Annotated in this window: 17 protein-coding genes; 14 read left to right on the top strand and 3 right to left on the bottom strand. The window is 71.6% G+C overall.

What is annotated here, in order from left to right; all coding sequences use genetic code 11:
• The 13 genes from infB to ABWI04_RS24540 form a co-directional block, all read left to right on the top strand.
• Positions 1-1,988: translation initiation factor IF-2 (gene infB / locus ABWI04_RS24600; protein WP_353833917.1), on the top strand; the 1,988-nt coding region annotated here is incomplete at its 5' end.
• A gap of 190 nt (positions 1,989-2,178) precedes the next feature.
• Positions 2,179-2,487, top strand: a complete 309-nt coding sequence (locus ABWI04_RS24595) for a DUF503 domain-containing protein (protein ID WP_345174204.1) — start codon at positions 2,179-2,181, stop codon at positions 2,485-2,487.
• An 82-nt stretch (positions 2,488-2,569) separates the two neighbouring features.
• Positions 2,570-3,094, top strand: coding sequence for a 30S ribosome-binding factor RbfA (gene rbfA / locus ABWI04_RS24590; RefSeq protein ID WP_345174206.1), 525 nt, complete (start codon positions 2,570-2,572; stop codon positions 3,092-3,094).
• Positions 3,095-3,342: 248 nt separating this feature from the next.
• Positions 3,343-4,386: a DHH family phosphoesterase gene (locus ABWI04_RS24585; RefSeq protein WP_345174208.1), complete on the top strand. Its 1,044-nt coding sequence runs from the start codon at positions 3,343-3,345 to the stop codon at positions 4,384-4,386.
• A 100-nt stretch (positions 4,387-4,486) separates the two neighbouring features.
• Positions 4,487-5,356: a tRNA pseudouridine(55) synthase TruB gene (gene truB, locus ABWI04_RS24580; protein ID WP_345174209.1), complete on the top strand. Its 870-nt coding sequence runs from the start codon at positions 4,487-4,489 to the stop codon at positions 5,354-5,356.
• A gap of 110 nt (positions 5,357-5,466) precedes the next feature.
• A complete protein-coding gene (gene trhA / locus ABWI04_RS24575; RefSeq protein ID WP_345174210.1) occupies positions 5,467-6,135 on the top strand; it encodes a PAQR family membrane homeostasis protein TrhA in 669 nt (222 codons plus the stop codon).
• A 136-nt stretch (positions 6,136-6,271) separates the two neighbouring features.
• On the top strand, positions 6,272-7,213 hold the full coding sequence (locus ABWI04_RS24570; protein ID WP_345174213.1) for a bifunctional riboflavin kinase/FAD synthetase: 942 nt from the start codon (positions 6,272-6,274) through the stop codon (positions 7,211-7,213).
• A gap of 363 nt (positions 7,214-7,576) precedes the next feature.
• Entirely contained in the window at positions 7,577-7,846 is a 270-nt protein-coding gene (gene rpsO, locus ABWI04_RS24565) for a 30S ribosomal protein S15 (RefSeq protein WP_067792110.1), read from the top strand.
• Between the two features lie 252 nt (positions 7,847-8,098).
• Positions 8,099-10,453, top strand: coding sequence for a polyribonucleotide nucleotidyltransferase (locus ABWI04_RS24560; protein ID WP_378189273.1), 2,355 nt, complete (start codon positions 8,099-8,101; stop codon positions 10,451-10,453).
• A gap of 93 nt (positions 10,454-10,546) precedes the next feature.
• Positions 10,547-11,863: a M16 family metallopeptidase gene (locus tag ABWI04_RS24555; RefSeq protein WP_345174215.1), complete on the top strand. Its 1,317-nt coding sequence runs from the start codon at positions 10,547-10,549 to the stop codon at positions 11,861-11,863.
• A 90-nt stretch (positions 11,864-11,953) separates the two neighbouring features.
• Complete coding sequence (locus ABWI04_RS24550; protein WP_345174217.1) at positions 11,954-12,577, top strand: FMN-dependent NADH-azoreductase; 624 nt, start codon at positions 11,954-11,956, stop codon at positions 12,575-12,577.
• A 36-nt stretch (positions 12,578-12,613) separates the two neighbouring features.
• The gene (gene dapB / locus ABWI04_RS24545; RefSeq protein WP_353833916.1) at positions 12,614-13,351 is read left to right on the top strand and encodes a 4-hydroxy-tetrahydrodipicolinate reductase; all 738 of its coding nucleotides are present in this window, start codon (positions 12,614-12,616) and stop codon (positions 13,349-13,351) included.
• On the top strand, positions 13,351-13,890 hold the full coding sequence (locus ABWI04_RS24540) for a transglutaminase-like domain-containing protein (protein ID WP_345174219.1): 540 nt from the start codon (positions 13,351-13,353) through the stop codon (positions 13,888-13,890). The genes dapB and ABWI04_RS24540 overlap by 1 nt, the downstream gene beginning before the upstream one ends.
• On the opposite strand, the gene sigJ is transcribed toward ABWI04_RS24540, so the two are convergent.
• Complete coding sequence (gene sigJ, locus ABWI04_RS24535) at positions 13,878-14,759, bottom strand: RNA polymerase sigma factor SigJ (protein WP_345174222.1); 882 nt, start codon at positions 14,757-14,759, stop codon at positions 13,878-13,880. The two genes, ABWI04_RS24540 and sigJ, sit on opposite strands and share 13 nt — an antisense overlap.
• 101 nt (positions 14,760-14,860) lie before the next feature.
• Here sigJ and ABWI04_RS24530 point away from each other — a divergent pair, with 101 nt between their 5' ends.
• Positions 14,861-15,700, top strand: coding sequence for an SCO6745 family protein (locus tag ABWI04_RS24530; RefSeq protein ID WP_353833915.1), 840 nt, complete (start codon positions 14,861-14,863; stop codon positions 15,698-15,700).
• A gap of 17 nt (positions 15,701-15,717) precedes the next feature.
• On the opposite strand, the gene ABWI04_RS24525 is transcribed toward ABWI04_RS24530, so the two are convergent.
• Together ABWI04_RS24525 and ftsH are read right to left on the bottom strand one after the other, a co-directional pair.
• Positions 15,718-16,407 carry a Uma2 family endonuclease gene (locus tag ABWI04_RS24525; RefSeq protein ID WP_353833918.1) on the bottom strand — a complete coding sequence of 230 codons (690 nt, stop codon included), beginning with the start codon at positions 16,405-16,407 and terminating at the stop codon, positions 15,718-15,720.
• A gap of 91 nt (positions 16,408-16,498) precedes the next feature.
• Positions 16,499-18,571, bottom strand: coding sequence for an ATP-dependent zinc metalloprotease FtsH (ftsH, locus tag ABWI04_RS24520; protein WP_353833914.1), 2,073 nt, complete (start codon positions 18,569-18,571; stop codon positions 16,499-16,501).
• Between the last annotated feature and the right edge of the window lie 71 nt (positions 18,572-18,642).

Below are 18,642 nucleotides of genomic sequence, written 5' to 3'. Positions count from 1 at the left end.
GTCGTCCCGGTGGCGGCGGCTTCGGCCCCCGTCCCGGTGGCGGCGGTCGCGGTCGCGGCGGCACGCAGGGCGCCTTCGGGCGGCCCGGCGGGCGCCCGGCGCGCGGACGCAAGTCGAAGCGGGCGCGTCGTCAAGAGTTCGAGAACATGCAGGCGCCCGCCGTCGGCGGCGTCTCGGCTCCGCGCGGCAACGGCAAGACCATCCGGCTGCCGCAGGGCGCGTCCCTGACCGACTTCGCCGAGAAGATCGGCGCCAATCCGGCGTCGCTCGTCGCGATCATGATGCACCTCGGCAAGATGGTCACGGCGACCCAGTCGGTCGACCCCAACGACCTGATGGAGCTCGGGCTCGAGCTGGACTTCGACGTCCAGGTCGTCAGCCCCGAGGACGAGGACCGCGCGCTGCTCGAGTCCTTCGACATCGAGTACGGCGAGGACGAGGGCGGCGAGGAGAACCTCCAGTCGCGTCCGCCGGTCGTCACCGTCATGGGTCACGTCGACCACGGTAAGACCAAGCTGCTGGACGCCGTCCGGCACGCCAACGTGCAGGCGGGCGAGGCCGGCGGCATCACCCAGCACATCGGCGCCTACCAGGTCGAGACCGTCGTCGACGGCGAGGACCGCAAGATCACCTTCATCGACACCCCGGGTCACGAGGCGTTCACCGCCATGCGTGCCCGCGGTGCCGACACCACCGACCTGGTGGTGCTGGTGGTCGCGGCCGACGACGGCGTCAAGCCGCAGACCACCGAGGCGATCGACCACGCCACCGCGGCCGGGGTCCCGATCGTCGTCGCGGTCAACAAGATCGACGTCGAGGGCGCGGACCCGAACCGGGTCCGGGCGCAGCTCACCGAGTACGGCCTGGTCGCCGAGGAGTTCGGCGGCGACACGCAGTTCATCGACGTGTCCGCCAAGCAGGGGACCAACATCGACGGGCTGCTGGAGGCGATCGTCCTGACCGCCGACGCCACGCTCGACCTGAAGGCCAACCCCGACATGCCCGCCCAGGGCTCGGCCATCGAGGCCCACCTGGACAAGGGCCGGGGCGCCGTGGCGACCGTGCTGGTCCAGCGCGGCACGCTGCGGGTCGGCGACTCGATCGTCTGCGGCGTGGCCAACGGCCGCGTCCGGGCGATGCTCGACGAGAACGGCAACAGCGTCGAGGAGGCGGGCCCGTCCCGTCCGGTGATGGTGCTCGGCCTCGCGGCCGTGCCCGGCGCGGGCGACAACTTCCTGGTCGTCGAGGACGACCGCGTCGCCCGGCAGATCGCCGACAAGCGGGTCGCGCGCAAGCGCAACGCCGAACTGCTCAAGAGCCGTAAGAGCAGCTCGCTGGAAGAGCTGTTCAAGGACCTGGAGCGGGGCGAGCGGCAGGAGCTGCTGCTCATCCTCAAGGGCGACGTGTCCGGTTCCGTCGAGGCGCTGGAGGACTCCCTCCTCAAGATCGACGTGGGCGACGAGGTCAACCTGCGGATCATCCGCCGCGGCGTCGGCGCGATCACGCAGGACGACGTCAACCTGTCGCTGGCGTCCGAGGGCGCGGTCATCATCGGCTTCAACGTGCGGCCGGAGCGCAACGCGCAGGAGCTGGCCGACCGCGAGGGCGTCGACATCCGGTACTACTCGATCATCTACCAGGCGATCGAGGAGATCGAGGCGGCCCTCAAGGGCATGCTCAAGCCGGAGTTCGAGGAGGCCCAGCTCGGCACCGCCGAGGTCCGCGAGATCTTCAAGGTGCCGCGGATCGGCAACGTCGCCGGCTCGATGGTCACCTCGGGGATCATCCAGCGCAACGCCAAGGCCCGCCTCGTCCGCGACGGCGTCGTGGTCGCCGACAACCTCACGGTGTCGTCGCTGCGCCGCTTCAAGGAGGACGCGACCGAGGTCCGCGAGGGCTTCGAGTGCGGCATCGGTGTCGGTTACAACGACATCAAGCTCGGTGACGTCATCGAGTGCTTCGAGATGCGGGAGAAGCCCCGCGACTGAGGCGGACGGCAGGTCCGCGCGGCCCCTCGGGGGGCCGCGCGGGCGGCCGGCCCGGCGGCCCCTCCGGGCACGCCGACGATGTGATCGTTAAATGGGTGACCAAGCGCCAGGCGGATCTTCTAGCCTGGCGTCTGTCATGTCCGGGAACACGGTGGATGACCTCCGTCGTTCCATCTCTGATGACTTCGAGGTGATCGACCAGGTGTACGTGGGTGCGCTGACTCTCGACCTGCTGCTGGGGGACGTCCGCTCGCTGAAGCAGAAGCGGTCCGTCCTGCGTCCCGTCATCGCCGAGGTGCACAAGCACTTCCCGGCGGTGGCCGTCGCCGAGACCGGCGACAACGACCTCCACCGCAGGGCGGAGATCGGAGTGGCGGTGGTGTCGGGCACGGCGGCCAACTGCACCGAGGTCCTCGACCAGTGCGAGCGGCTCGTGGCCGGACGGCCGGAGATCGAGCTGCTGTCCGCCCGGCAGCGCCTGTACAGCAGCGAGGACTGACGGGCACGCGGGCGGGTCCCGCCCCACAATGAAGGAGCGGGAACCGACCTTCCCGCTCAGACCATAGAAAGGGAGTGCGATCATGGTGGACGCAGCTCGCGCGCGCAAGCTCGCCGACCGCATCCAGCAGATCGTCGCCGAGATGCTGGAGAGGCGGATCAAGGATCCGCGGCTCGGCTTCGTGACCGTGACGGACACCCGCATCACCAACGACCTCCGCGACGCCACCGTGTACTACACGGTGTACGGGTCGGACGGCGAGCGCGCCGAGACGGCCGCCGCTCTGGAGAGCGCCAAGGGCGTCATCCGGTCGGAGGTGGGCAGGAAGACGGGCGTCCGCCACACGCCCAGCATCACCTTCGTGATGGACTCCCTGATGGAGAACGCGGCGCACATCGACGACCTGCTGGCCCAGGCGCGCGCCAAGGACGCCGAGGTCGCGCGGGCCGCGCAGGGCGCGTCCCCCGCGGGGGACGCCAATCCCTACCGCGAGCCCGACTCCGACGAGGACGAGGACGACGACCTCGACGAGGACGAAGGCGGCTTCGACGAGCAAGACGCCGCGCGGGACGGTGAGGACGGCCGCTCCGGACGCCCGTCATCGTGAACGGCCCGGCCGAGACCGCGGCACGCGCCGTGCCCGGCGCATTCTGCAACCAGAGTGCCCGGTCCGGACAGGGCTCGCCCCCCGGCCAGGGTTCGCGCTCTGGGCCGGGTTCGCGCTCTGGGTCGGGCGTGGCGTCCAGATCCGATGGCCATGCCGAGGCCGGTGCGATGTCCGCGCCCGGCGTGCCGCCTGAGCCCGAGCCCGCGCCCGGCGTGCCGCCTGAAGCCGCGCCCGGCGGTCCGTCGGAGATGGGTGTTGCGGACGGGCGCGGCGCGCCGTCCAGGTCCGCCCTTCCGGCCGGGTCCGGCGGGGCGCCCGCCGCGCTCGACTGGGACCGCGCGGTCGAGCTGATCCGCGAGGCCGACGAGATCTGCCTCGCCTGCCACGTGGTCCCCGACGGCGACGCGCTCGGCTCGATGCTGGCGCTCGCCCAGGCGCTGCGCTCGTGCGGCAAACGCTGCCTGGCCTCGTTCGGGGAGCCGTTCGGCGTCCCGGCGATCCTGCGGTTCCTGCCGGGCCAGGAGATGCTGGTCGACCCGGCCCGGATGCCGCGCGCCCCGAAGCTGATGATCTCGCTGGACGCGGCGGGCCGGGCCCGGCTCGGCTCGCTCGCGGGCGCCGCCGACCGGGCCGGCGCTCTGATCGTCATCGACCACCACGCGTCCAACACCGGTTTCGGCGGCGTGCGGCTGGTCGACCCGGACGCCGCCGCCACGGCGGTGCTGGTCGAGGAGCTGATCCGCAGGCTCGGCGTGCCGCTCGACCGCGACATCGCCCAGGGCCTGTACGCGGGGCTCGCCAGCGACACCGGCTCGTTCAAGTACCCCTCCACGACACCCGAGGTCCACGACCTGGCAGGACGGCTGCTGACGGCGGGCGTCCGGCCGGAGACGGTCAGCCGGGAGCTGTGGGACCGGGCCCCGTTCGACTACCTGCAGGTCCTCGCGGGCGCGCTGGCGCGGGCCCGGCTGGAACGCGACGCCGCGGGCGGCCGCGGCCTGGTCTGGACGGCGATCGCCCGCACGGACCGGCGCGGCCTGCCGTACGAGCAGCTCGAAGGCGTCATCGACCAGCTGCGCCGGACCGACGAGGCCGAGGTCGCCGTCGTGTGCAAGGAGACCGACGACGGCCGCTGGTACTTCTCCGCCCGCTCCAAGGGCCACGTCGACCTGAGCAAGGTGTGCGCGGCGCTCGACGGCGGCGGTCACCGCGAGATGGCGGGCTTCGTCTGGGGAGGGCCGGTCGACGAGGCGCTCGACCGGTTGCGCGCCCTGCTGCCCTCCGACCATTGACCGGGGCGAAGCCGTGCCCTGGCGAGAACCTGCCAGGGCGTGGGGACGGCTAGAATCGCCGTCCTCCGTCCGCCCGCCGTCTTCGAGGTGAAGCAAGAGCATGGATTCGGGACTCGTCATCGTGGACAAGCCCGCCGGCTGGACGTCGCACGACGTCGTGGGAAAGATGCGGCGGCTGGCCAAGACCCGGCGGGTCGGGCACGCGGGCACGCTGGACCCGATGGCGACGGGAGTGCTCGTCCTCGGGATCGGGAAGGCCACCCGCCTGCTCGGGCATCTCGCGCTGACCCGCAAGGGCTACGACGCCACGATCCGGCTGGGCGAGTCGACCAACACCGACGACGCGGAGGGCGAGACCATCGCGACCGCGTCCGCCGAGGCCGTCACCGAGGAGGCGCTGCGGGCCGGCGTCGCGGAGCTGACCGGGACGATCCAGCAGGTCCCGCCGCAGGTCAGCGCGATCAAGGTGAACGGTGAGCGGGCCTACAAGATGGCCCGCAAGGGCGAGGACGTGGAGCTCGCCGCGCGCCCGGTGACCGTGGACGAGTTCACGGTGCTGGACGTCCGGCGGCACGGCGGCCTGATCGACGTGGACGCCTCGGTGGCGTGCTCGTCGGGGACCTACATCCGGGCGCTGGCCCGCGACCTCGGCGCCTCGCTCGGCTGCGGCGGCCATCTGACCGCGCTGCGCCGCACCCGCGTCGGGCCCTACGACCTGTCGATGGCGCGCACGCTCGACCGGCTCGCCGAGGAGCTGGAGATCCTGCCGATGGCCGAGGCCGTCGCGGCGGTGTTCCCGCGGCGGGACGTCTCCGACGACGACGCCCGCAAGGTCGCGCACGGCGGGCGGCTGCCGGCCGTCGGCCTCGGGCCCGGCCCGGTGGGCGTCTTCGCGCCGGACGGAACGCTGCTCGCGCTCGTCGAGGAGCGGGGCCCCGTCGCCAAGTCCCTCGCGGTGTTCGTCTCCTGACCCGGGGAGAGCGCGGTGCCGTCCCGTGGCGAGCATCACCGGAGGAACGGATGCGCCACCAACCTACGGTCGCGTAACCTACTTAGGCGTAGGTTCGTGAGGAGGTGTCCGTGACCACGGTGAAAGACGACCCCCCGGTGGCGTCCCCCACCCGGCCGCGACTGCGCGGCTGGCTGCACCTCGGCGCGTTCCCCGCGGTGCTCGTCGCGGGGCTCGTGCTGGTGGCGCTCGGCCCGAGTACGGAGGCGCGGCTGGCGTCGGCGCTGTACGTGGCGACGTCGGGAATGCTGTTCGGGATCTCGGGGACGTACCACCGGCAGCAGTCGCACCGGCTGATCGAGGTGCTCCGCCGCTTCGACCACGCCAACATCTATCTGATCATCGCGGGGACGTACACGCCGTTCGCCGTGCTGGCGCTGGACGGCGCCGTGCGCGTGGCCGTCCTCGCCATCGTGTGGACCGGGGCCATCGCCGGGGTCGTGTTCCGGACGACCTGGATCGGCGCTCCCCGCGCCCTCTACGTCGCCCTCTACATCGCGCTCGGCTGGGTGGCGGTGCTGTTCCTGCCGCAGTTCCTGTCCGGGGCGGGCCTGGCCGCCTGCCTCCTGGTCGCGGCAGGGGGGATCTGCTACAGCGTCGGGGGAGTGGTGTACGGGCTGCGCCGCCCCAACCCGTCCCCGAGCTGGTTCGGGTTCCACGAGGTGTTCCACGCCTGCACGCTGGCGGCCTACGTCCTGCAGTACATCGCGGTGTCGCTGGTCGTCTACCAGTCCGGCTGACGCCGTCCGCTGGATGCGCCAGGGGGCGGGTGCCGCACACCACGCCCCCTGGGTGCGACCAACCCCGCCCCCGCATGGCACTCTTGAGGACGGCAAAGAAGTACCTGACAGGAACGTCCTACGCAGGGAGAGCATGGTGCGGCGCTGGAATGGCCTCGACGAGGTTCCCGCAGACTGGGGCCGTTCGGTGATCACCATCGGGGTGTTCGACGGCGTGCACCGCGGCCACCAGCGGATCGTGGGCGCCGCCGCCGAGGAGGCGCGCCGCCGCGGGCTGCGCTCGGTGGTCATCACGTTCGACCCGCATCCGGACGAGGTCGTCCGGCCCGGCACGCACCCCCCGCTGCTCGCCTCGACCAGGCGCCGCATCGAGCTGCTGGAGGGACTCGGCACCGACGCGGTCGTGGTCGTGCCCTTCACGCTGGAGCTGTCGAAGGTGCCGCCGGACGAGTTCGTCCAGTCGGTGCTGGTCGACCGGCTGCACGCCGCCCACGTGATCGTCGGCGAGGACTTCCGGTTCGGGCACAAGGCCAAGGGGGACGTGGCGCTGCTGCGGGAGCTCGGCGAGAAGTACGACTTCACGGCCGAGGGCATGCCGCTGGTGGCCGACGGCGACACGATCTCGTCCACCTACATCAGGGGACGGCTCGACGCGGGCGACGTCGAGGCGGCGGCGCACGCGCTCGGCCGCCCGCACCGCGTCGAGGGCGTCGTCGTGCGCGGCCACCAGCGGGGCCGCGCGCTCGGGTTCCCCACCGCCAACCTGGAGACGCTGCCGCACACGGAGATCCCGGCGGACGGCGTCTACGGGGGCTGGCTGGTCTGCGACTCCGACCGCTACCCCGCCTTCCGCTGGCCGGCGGCGATCTCCATCGGGACGAACCCGACCTTCGAGGGCGCGGGGGAGCGGACCGTGGAGGCCTACGCGCTGGACCGCGACGACCTCGACCTGTACGGCGAGCACATGGCCGTCGACTTCACCGCCCGCATCCGCGACACGTTGAAGTTCGACTCCGTCGAAGCGCTGATCGAGGAGATGCACCGCGACGTGGCCCGAGCCCGCGAGATCACCTCCTGAGCCCGTCTCACGCCTCGCCGCGCTGACGCAGACCGCCTCGATCGTCGCGCGAGCGCGCGACCTGACCGGTGGGGGCGAAGCCGAAGGCGAGCCCCCACCGGGAAGCTCGCGAAGCGAGGTCGCGCTCGCCCCAAGACCGGTCGAGGTGCGAGCCGCCAGGCGAGCACCTCGGGCCGGGCTTGCAGCCAGCACAGCCGGGCTTGCAGCCAACACGCCGTGGTACGGTGAATAGTCGCCGGGAAGGGCCCCGGCGCGGCTGGCTGCACCCTCATGCGGCCCGCCACCCTCTTCAACACGCACCATGCGGACCCGTGCGCCCACCGGGCCTGGATCTGCGGGTGACGAATCCATCGAAGGAGCCACGTGTCGCTCGACACCGCCACCAAGAACCAGATCATCGCCGAGTACGCGACCACTGAGGGTGACACCGGATCCCCGGAGGTCCAGGTCGCGCTGCTGACGCGCCGTATCAACGATCTGACCGAGCACCTCAAGGAGCACAAGCACGACCACCACAGCCGCCGCGGCCTCCTGCTGCTGGTCGGCCGTCGTCGCCGGCTCCTGAAGTACCTCGCGAACAAGGACATCAACCGCTACCGGCAGCTGATCGAGCGACTCGGGCTGCGGCGCTAGCAGGGTGAGGGAGTGGCCCGCCGGGCCACTCCCTTCCTTTTACGGTCGGCGGGCCCACCGGGCCCCGACCCCAATTTCAGACAAGCCTCGCGGACACCGCTGGTGCGGGCCGGTCCTCGGTAGTGGCTTCCGGATCCGTTCCGCCGCGTCGGCGGCGCTCTCGATCCGGGTGCTTCGATCGAAGACCGGCAGCGTGACAGCCAACGGGAAACGGCCGCGAGGACCGAAAAGGAACCCATGAGGAGGTTTCCCGTGACAGAAGCCGTGCGCATCGACGGTGCGCAGACCACCGAAGCCGTGATCGACAACGGCACGTTCGGCACCCGCACCATCCGCTTCGAGACCGGCCGGCTGGCCCGGCAGGCGGCCGGTTCCGCCGTCGCCTACCTCGACGACGAGACGATGGTGCTGTCGGCGACCACCGCGTCCAAGAAGCCCAAGGACAACCTGGACTTCTTCCCGCTGACCGTGGACGTCGAGGAGCGGATGTACGCCGCCGGGCGCATCCCGGGCTCGTTCTTCCGCCGCGAGGGGCGTCCGTCCGAGGACGCCATCCTGACCTGCCGGCTGATCGACCGGCCGCTGCGCCCGTCGTTCGCCAAGGGCCTGCGCAACGAGATCCAGGTCGTCGAGACGATCATGGCGCTGCACCCCGACCACCTGTACGACGTCGTGGCGATCAACGCCGCCTCGATGTCCACGCAGCTGGCGGGCCTGCCCTTCTCGGGCCCGATCGGCGGCGTGCGCGTCGCGCTGATCGACGGTCAGTGGATCGGCTTCCCGACCCACCCCGAGCTGGAGCGCGCGACCTTCGACATGGTCGTGGCCGGCCGCGTGCTGGCCGACGGCGATGTCGCGATCATGATGGTGGAGGCGGAGTCCACCCGCGACACCATCAAGCTCGTCGGCGAGGGCGCGACCGCGCCCACCGAGGAGACCGTCGCCGAGGGCCTCGAGGCGGCCAAGCCGTTCATCAAGGCGCTGTGCAAGGCGCAGAGCGACCTCGCGGAGGTCGCCGCCAAGGAGACCGCCGAGTACCCGATCTTCCTGGACTACCAGGACGACGTGCTCGCCGCCGTCACCGACGCGGTCAGCGGAGACCTGGCGCAGGCGCTGACCATCGCCGGCAAGCAGGAGCGCGAGTCCCGGCTCGACGAGATCAAGGCGGCCGCCGCCGAGAAGCTCGCCGAGCAGTTCGAGGGGCGCGAGAAGGAGATCTCCGCCGCCTACCGCGCCCTCACCAAGAAGCTGGTCCGCGAGCGCGTGATCCGCGACGGGCTGCGCATCGACGGCCGCGGCCTGAAGGACATCCGCCAGCTGACCGCCGAGGCGCACGTCATCCCGCGGGTGCACGGCTCGGCGCTGTTCGAGCGCGGCGAGACGCAGATCCTCGGCGTGACGACGCTCAACATGCTCCGCATGGAGCAGACGATCGACACGCTGAACCCCGAGCGCACCAAGCGCTACATGCACAACTACAACTTCCCGCCGTACTCCACCGGCGAGACCGGCCGGGTCGGCTCCCCGAAGCGCCGCGAGATCGGTCACGGCGCCCTCGCCGAGCGCGCCCTGATCCCGGTGCTGCCCTCGCGCGAGGAGTTCCCGTACGCCATCCGGCAGGTGTCGGAGGCGCTCGGCTCCAACGGCTCCACCTCGATGGGCTCGGTGTGCGCGTCCACCATGTCGCTGCTGGACGCGGGCGTCCCGCTCCGGCAGATGGTGGCGGGCATCGCCATGGGCCTGATCAACGAGGGCGACGAGTACGTCACCCTGACCGACATCCTCGGCGCCGAGGACGCGTTCGGCGACATGGACTTCAAGGTCGCCGGCACCCGTGACCTCATCACGGCGCTGCAGCTGGACACCAAGCTCGACGGCATCCCGGCCTCGGTGCTGGCCGCCGCGCTGAAGCAGGCCAAGGGCGCCCGCCTGGCGATCCTGGACGTGATGCAGGAGGCCATCGAGGCGCCCGCCGAGATGAGCCCGAACGCGCCGCGGATCATCACGATCAAGGTCCCGGTCGACAAGATCGGCGAGGTCATCGGCCCCAAGGGCAAGATGATCAACTCGATCCAGGACGACACCGGCGCCGACATCACGATCGAGGACGACGGCACGATCTACGTCGGCGCCACCGACGGGCCGTCCGCCGAGGCCGCGCGGCAGGCGATCAACTCGATCGCCAACCCGCACATGCCGGAGGTCGGCGAACGGTTCCTCGGGACCGTCGTCAAGACCACCACGTTCGGCGCGTTCGTGTCGCTGCTGCCCGGCAAGGACGGCCTGCTGCACGTCTCCCAGATCCGCAAGCTGCACGGCGGCGCCCGGATCGAGAACGTCGAGGACGTGATGGGCGTCGGCGAGAAGATCCAGGTCGAGGTCACCGAGATCGACCAGCGCGGCAAGCTGTCGCTGGTGCCGGTCGAGGTGGTCGAGCGCGAGGCCGCCGGGAAGGCCGAGACGGACGGCGGCGACGAGCCCGCCTCCGCCCCGGCGTCCGGTGACGGCGGCTCCGGCGAGCGCCGCGACGACGGCGACCGGCGCGGTCCGCGGCGCCGCCGCACCCGCCGCGGGTCCGACGACGACGCCGGCCAGCGCAACTCCTGATCAGAACCCATGACCGGCCGGCCGGATCCGCAGCGCGATGAGGCTGCGGACCGGCCGGCCGGCCGCTTTCCCCCGACGGAATGTGAGCCACACGTGACCCTGCCGGCGCGGGCGCAGGAGCCCGGCACCACCACCACGATCCACTCCGACGGCGCCGGCGCGGTCCGCCGCACCGTCCTGCCCGGCGGGCTGCGGATCATCACCGAGACGATGCCGACCGTGCGCTCCGCGGCGTTCGGCGTCTGGGCGGCGGTCGGCTCCCGCGACGAGGCCCCCGCCGACGCCGGGGCCAGCCATTACCTCGAGCACGTGCTGTTCAAGGGCACCCGGCGGCGGTCGGCGCTGGAGATCTCCGCGGCGATCGACGCGGTCGGCGGCGACCTCAACGCGTTCACCGCCAAGGAGTACACCTGCTACTACGCGCGGGTCCTGGACTCCGACCTGCCCCTCGCGGTGGACGTGGTCTCCGACATGGTGGCGGCGTCGCTGAACCGGCCCGAGGACGTCGAGGCCGAGCGCGGCGTGATCCTCGAAGAGATCCACATGCGCGACGACGACCCGGGCGACCTGATCCACGACGAGTTCTCCACGGCGCTGTACGGCGACACCCCGCTCGGGCGTCCCATCCTCGGCACCGAGGAGTCGATCAACGCGCTGTCCCGGGACCGGATCCACGGCTACTACCGGCAGCACTACGTCCCGTCGAACCTGGTGGTGTCGGTGGCGGGCAACATCGACCACGACGAGACGGTCCGGCTGGTGTCGGCGGCGTTCGCCGAGCACCTGCACGGCGACGCCGCGCCCGCCGCGCCGCGGCTGAACGGCGCGCCCGTCCCGCTGGACCCGCGCAGCGTGGTGATCGACAAGGACACCGAGCAGGCGCACATCATCATCGGCGGCGCCGGGACGTCCCGCACCGACGAGCGGCGGTTCGCGCTCGGCGTGCTGAACGCGGCGCTCGGCGGGGGCATGTCGTCCCGGCTCTTCCAGGAGATCCGCGAGAAGCGCGGGCTGGCGTACTCCGTCTACAGCTACACGGCCCAGTACGCCGACTCCGGCGTGTTCGGCGTCTACGCGGGCTGCCAGCCGGCCAAGGCCGAGGAGGTCCTGTCGATCTGCCGGGACGAGCTGGCCAAGGCCGCCGACGGTCTGGACGACGAGGAGCTGGAGCGCGGCAAGGGCCAGCTGCGCGGCGCCATGGTGCTCGGCTTGGAGGACACCGGCTCCCGGATGAGCCGCATCGGCAAGAGCGAGCTGGTCTACGAGTCGCTGCTGCCGGTGGACGAGGTTCTGGCGCGCATCGAGGCCGTCACGCCCGACGACGTCCGCGCCATCGCCCGCGACGTGCTGGCGGGCCCGCAGGCCCTGACCGTGATCGGCCCGGTGGGGGACCGCGAGTTCGGAGCCTGACGCACCGCTCACTTGTTAAACGGACCAGGGTCCGCTAATCTCCGAGGAGTAAGCGGACCTTGGTCCGTATTTTCTGGTGAGAGGACCCTCATGTCCCGTCTGCTGCACATCTCCGCGTCCCCGCGGGGCGCCGCGTCCGAGTCGCTGGCGCTGGCCGACGCGTTCCTCGACGCCTACCGCGAGACCCACGGCGACGCCGTCGACCACCTCGACCTGTGGGAGGCCGGCCTGCCCGCGTTCGGCCCCGCCGGAGCCGGCGCCAAGATGACCGTGCTCGCGGGGAACGAGCCGTCCGGCGCGGAGGCCGCCACGTGGCGGGCCGCCCGGGAGGTCTTCGAGCGCTACGACTCCTACGACCGCTACCTGTTCAGCGTCCCGATGTGGAACTCCAGCGTCCCGTACATCCTCAAGCAGTTCATCGACGTGGTCTCGCAGCCCGGCTGGGTGTTCCGCTTCGATCCCGAGAAGGGCTACAGCGGCCTGCTGAAGGGCAAGAAGGCCGCCGTCGTCTACACCAGCGCCGTCTACGGGGAGGGCCGCGGGCCCGCGTTCGGCCGCGACCACCAGGCCCCGTTCCTGGAGGGCTGGCTCCGCTGGACGGGGATCACCGACATCGGCACCGCCGAGTTCCGCCCGAACCTCGCCACCGCCGACGCCGAGACCGGGCGCCAGACCGCGCACGCCGAGGCGCGCGAGCTGGGCAAGCGCTTCTGACGATAGGCTCGGGGCGACGCCAACCGGGAGGAACACGTGACAAAGGTCGGGGTGCTGGGCGCGCAGGGCCGGATGGGCGCCGAGGTGTGCCGCGCCGTCGAGGGGGCCGACGACATGGAGCTCGTCGCCGCCGTCGACCAGGGCGAGGCGCTCGACGCGCTGGCGGCCGCCGAGGTCGTCGTCGACTTCACCCACCCCGGCGTGGTCATGGACAACCTCCGGTGGTGCGTCGAGCGCGGCCTGCACGCCGTCGTCGGCACCACCGGCTTCGACCCGTCCCGGCTCGACACGGTCCGCTCCTGGCTGACCGAGGAGTCGTCCGGGAACGTGCTCATCGCCCCGAACTTCGGGATCGGCGCGGTGCTGATGATGCACTTCGCCCAGAAGGCGGCCCCGTTCTTCGAGTCCGTCGAGATCGTCGAGACGCACCACCCGAACAAGGCCGACGCCCCGTCCGGCACCGCCTACCGCACCGCCGAGCTGGTCGCCGCCGCCCGCGCCGAGGCGGGCGTCGCCCCGTCCCCGGACGCCACCACCTCCGGGGTCGAGGGCGCCCGCGGCGCCGACGTGGACGGCGTCCGCGTGCACGCCGTCCGCATGTCCGGCGCCGTCGCGCACCAGGAGGTCGTCCTCGGCGGCCACGGCGAGCTGTTCACCATCCGGCACGACTCGATGAACCGCGAGTCGTTCATGCCCGGGGTGCTGCTCGCCGTCCGCAAGGTCCCCGAGCTCGAACGCCTCACGGTCGGCATCGAGGCGCTCCTCGGCCTGTGATGGACTTCGACGCCGAGCCCTGGGACTACCTCGCCGCGTCCGAGGCGATCGACTTCGAGCACCCGCTCGTCCAGTCGATCGCCGCGGAACTGCGCACCGGCGACGACATCGCCTACGCGCGCGCGGCCTTCGACTATGTCCGCGACCGGATCCCGCACTCCATGGACACCGGTGACACCCGCGTCCCGTGGCGGGCCTCCGACGTCCTCGAACAGCGCACGGGCCTGTGCTTCGCCCAGTCCCACGCCTACGTCGCCCTCCTGCGCGCGGGCGGCGTCCAGGCCGGACTGTGCTACCAGCAGCGCCCCGGCTTCGTCCACGGCCTGGCCGCCGCCCTCGTCGACGACCTGTGGGTCCGCCTCGACCCCCGCGACCCGGGCGTGCGCTTCTCCGCCTCCGCCGACGCCCTGGCCTACCCGGACGACCCGATCCTCCCGACCGTCCACGCGGCCCCGCACCCCACCGTCCTCGCCGCCCTGAAGGGCATGACGACCCTCACCGTCTCGGCCCTCCCCGCTACCCTGGATCAGCCGGAGTAGACGAGGTCGAGGGCTGCGAGGCGGTCGGGGTCGGCCAGGATGTCGATCGCGGTGACCCGGCCTTCCACGACCGTGAAGGCCAGGACGGACTGCGGGCGCCCCTCCTCGAACCAGACGATCCCGGCGGTCCCGTTGACCAGGGCGTCCATGACCTGCCCGGGGGTCGTCCTGCGGAACCTGATGGCCTGCCCGGCGACGTTCTCGGCGCCGACGACCTGCGTCCAGCCGCCGGGGATGGCGCCGACGTCCGCGCGGAGCACCACGTCCGGGGCGAGGACCGCGACGAGCGCCTCGAAGTCGCCCCCGTTGGCGGCCGCGTTGAAGGCGTCGACGACGGCGCGCTGGCGGGCCGGGTCGCGTTCGGGATCGGGGGCCGTGCCGCGCACCCGGCGGCGGGCGCGGCTGGCCAGCTGGCGGGCGGCGGCGGGTGAGCGTCCCACGATGTGCGCGATCTCCTCGAAAGGCACGCCGAACGTGTCGTGCAGGACGAACGCCAGCCGCTCGGCAGGGGTGAGGGACTGCAGGACCACCAGGAGCGCGAGACCGACCGAGTCGGCCACAAGCGCCTCGTACTCGGGGTCGGGGGAGGTGGCGGCGCTGACGACCGGGTCGGGCAGGCGTTCCTCCAGCGGGTCCTCGCGACGGGACGTGCGCGAGCGCAGCATGTCCAGGCACACCCGTCCCACGACGGTCGTGAGCCAGCCGCCCAGGTTCTCGATGTCGTCCGAGTCGGACCGGCTGAGCTTCAGCCAGGCCTCCTGGACGGCGTCGTCGGCCTCCGCGAGCGAGCCCAGCATCCGGTAGGCGACGGCCTTCAGATGCGTGCGGTGCCCCTCGAACCGCTCGGCCAAAAACTCGCGCTCGTCCATCACGTCCCCCTCTATGCCACTAGGTCATCACACTGACGGACCCCGCGGCCCGGATGTGACCGGGCTTGTGCGCAGACCGGAGCGCGCCTAGCGTTCGCCAGGTGGATGCGACTTTCGCGCGGAAGATGTGGAAGGCCATAGAGCCGCTGCACGCGGTGACGTACTTCGCCGAGGAATGCCGGACGGCCAACAAGGACGTCGGCCTCAAGGGCTTCTGGATGGGCTACTTCGGGAGCCGCGGAGCACCACTCGGCCGGGTCTCCGCAGGGACGATCGAGGCGACCTTCTTCGGCTTCCACCCGTCCCGCGTACGGCGAGCCGTCCCCGACGCGTGGAGTTTCGCGTCCCCTGAGAGCATCCTCCAAGCGCGAAGCGACGCCGCGGCGCGTGCCCTTCGCAGGGCCTTCCCCGGCATCGAGGACGTTGCGTTGAAGGCCGCGCCGCTCCTGCAAGAAGTCGTGATGGCGGCGGACGGCTCCGGCCGCCCTCTGTTCGCGGCCAACCGTGACCTGCCCGTCCCAGAGGACCCGGTAGAGGCGCTCTGGCAGGCGACCACGTCCTTGCGCGAGCACCGAGGTGACGGACACGTGGCCCTTCTCACCGCCGAGGGCCTGAGCGGCCTGGAAGCGAACGTCCTGGCGTCCGCCCTGGGCGTGGTGCCTGCCGAGCGATTCCATGAAAGCCGCGGCTGGTCGCCCGAGGAGTGGGCGGAGGCGACCGAAGCACTCACCCAACGCGGCCTCGTGGCCGAGACAGAGGCGACAGAAGCCGGACGCGCCCTGAAAGCACGAATCGAGCGGCGCACCGACGAATTGGCAGCAACCCCCTACGCCGTCCTGAGCGACCCCAGCACCCTGTACGAGTGGCTCCAGCCAGCCTCCAAGGCCCTGGCGAACGAGATGCCGTTCCCCAACCCCATAGGCCTCCCCCGACCCGTTTAGAGGCGAGCAGACCGCTCTCAGCCCGGCCCGCGCTGCCAGGGCTCCCACTCGTCGGTGGTGATCTCCAGGCCGAACGGCTCCGGCAGTTTGATCGGCTCGCCGAACTCCCAGCTCACCGCCTCCATGTAGTCGCCCGACGCGGTGTCGGGCGAGCTGAAGAGCGTCGTCCGCGCCTCCCTGGGATCGCGGTCGACCAGTAGGTAGTACGGGATCCCGACCCGCGCGTACCCGTTCCACTTGGTCGGCCTTGCCCGGCGCCGGCCAGGTAGGCGATCTTCGGACGCGGTGCTCGGCGAGGTCACCTCTAGCGCGAGTTCCAGATGCTCCGGGAGGGCTTTGCGTAGTTGCGCGCGCCGTCCTTCCGCTGCGGTCGTCCTGTTTAAGACGCACAGATCCGGGATGTACCCGTCGTGCACCTCGCTTAGGTTCAGGTCCTGCGTGGCGACGCAGCGCCACGGGTAGGACGCGTCAGCCGCGCGGGCGGCCGCGAAAGCATCCGACACGTCTTGGACGATGAAGTTGTGAGCCATATCGGGCCCTGGCGACACGATGATCTCCCCACCGACGATCTCGACACGGGTGCCGTCGTGGGGGAGATCCAGTACGTCGGCGAGCTCGTCCCGCATCCAGAGGTTGTAGGGGGTGTCGGGGAGTTCGCGATGATGGTGAACCGTGGCAAGAACACTCACTTTGGGTGATTCCTCCATCACGCTCGGCTCCCATCAGCCTAGAGACCGTGTGTAGTCAGCGTACCCAGAATCGGTTAACACCTCGGGGCGCCACGGGTGAAGGGGCGGGTCAGCGGTGGGATTTGGAGAGGTCTACCTCGCGGATGGTGCGGTCGATGCCGGCGGCGGCGTAGGCGGCGGACTCGTCGAGGGTCTCGTTCTCCAGGAGGGCGGCGGCCAGGGAGTCCAGCTTGTCGCGGTGGGCGCGGAGGGTCTCCAACGCCTCGGCGTAGCACTCGTCGACGATCCGGCGGGCCTCCAGGTCGACGGCGTCCAGGGTGCCCTGGGCGGCGTACTGGCCCATCGGGTCCGACCCGTCCGCGGGGAGGATCGACAGGGGGCCGATCTTCTGGGACATGCCCCAGCGGCCCACCATCCCGCGGGCGATCTTGGTGACCTGCTCCAGGTCGCTCTCCGAGCCGGTGGTGATCACGCCGAACACCAGCTCCTCGGCGGCCATGCCGCCGAGCGCGCCGATGATGCGGCCGCGCAGGTAGCGCTCGTCGTAGGCGTAGCGGTCGTCGTCGGGGGTGGAGACGGTGACGCCGAGCGCGCGGCCGTGCGGCACGATCGTGATCTTGCGGACGGGATCGGCGCCCGGCTGCAGCATGCCGAGCAGGCCGTGCCCGGACTCGTGGTAGGACGTGCGGCGGCGCTCCTCGAACGGCATGACCAGCGAGCGCCGGGTGCCGAGCTGCACCTTCTCCAGGGCGCTCTGGAAGTCGTCCATGTCCACGGCGTCCTTCTCGCGCTTGACGGCGAGCAGGGCGGCCTCGTTGACCAGGTTGGCCAGCTCGGCGCCGGTCATCCCGGGGGTCATCCTGGCGATCGAGAGGATGTCGGCGTCGGCGGCGAGCGGGACCTCGCGGGTGTGCACGCCGAGGATCGCGACGCGGCCCTCCAGGTCGGGCGGGGACACCGCGACCTGCCGGTCGAACCGGCCGGGGCGCATGAGGGCCGGGTCCAGGATGTCGGGACGGTTCGTCGCGGCGATCACGACGACGCCCTCGGAGCCGGAGAAGCCGTCCATCTCGGTGAGGATCTGGTTGAGGGTCTGCTCGCGCTCGTCGTGGCCGCCCATGCTGGCGCCGCCGCCGCGCGCCCGTCCGATGGTGTCGATCTCGTCGATGAAGATGATCGAGGGGGCGGTCTTGCGGGCCTCGGTGAACAGCTCGCGGACGCGGGCGGCGCCGACGCCGACGACCATCTCGATGAACTCCGACGCGGCCGCGGAGTAGAAGGGGACGTCGGCCTCGCCGGCGACGGCGCGGGCGAGCAGGGTCTTGCCGGTGCCGGGCGCGCCGGTCAGCAGCACGCCGCGGGGGGCGCGGGCGCCCATCCGGCGGTACTTGCCGGGGTCCTTGAGGAAGTCGACGATCTCGCTGAGCTCCGCCTCGACCTCGTCGATGCCGGCGACGTCGGCGAACGTGGCGCGCTTGGCGTCCGCGGCCACGGGCTTGGGGGAGCGGTTGAAGCCGCCCATGAGGCCGCCCCCGCCGCCGGTCATGCGGCGCTGTAGCCACACCATCACGCCGATCCACAGGCCGACGAACAGCAGGGTCGGCAGCAGCGACAGCAGCAGGTTGGCGAGCAGGCCGCGGTCCTCGTTGACCGGCTTGGCCTCGACCTCGACCCCCTTGGCCACCATCTCCGTGTAGATCTTGTCGTCGGCGAACGCGGGGCGCAGCGTCTGGAACGAGGAGTAGGTCTTCTCCGCGTGCCCCGGGACCGGCCGCTTGCTCTTCAGCTGGCCCTGGATCTGGTAGCCCTTGGTGTAGACGTCCTTCACGTTCCCGGCGGCGACCTGCTGGGTGAACGCCGTGTAGGGGACCGTCACCCGCTCCTTCTGGCCGGTGAGGTGCATCGAGACGTAGCTCAGCCCGAAGACGGCCAGCAGCAGCGCCCAGAAGACCGCGTTGTTGCGGTTCGGCTTCCACCCGCCCCCGCGCAGGCCGCGGGCCCGCCCTTCCCTCCGGTCGGGGACGCCTTCGGCGCGCCAGGGCTGGTCGGGGTCGCTGCGGGGCGGCACCGACTGGCGTCTGCCGGGCTCGGCCGTGCCGGAGCGCTGCGCGCCGGCGTTCGGCGGCGTCCCGTTCGGTCGCGGTGTCCCGTTGGGCTGTGGCGCGGGTCGCTCGTCCGGCACGTGTCGCATCTCCCCGTACAACGCGCCCCGGGGGCCGGGGCGATCAGGTGTTCCCGAGCCCTGGAGGGCTC

Origin of the sequence: Actinomadura sp. NPDC000929, assembly GCF_040492065.1 — a bacterium.
Classification (GTDB): domain Bacteria; phylum Actinomycetota; class Actinomycetes; order Streptosporangiales; family Streptosporangiaceae; genus Spirillospora; species Spirillospora verrucosospora.
This window is presented reverse-complemented; position numbering and strand designations above follow the sequence as displayed.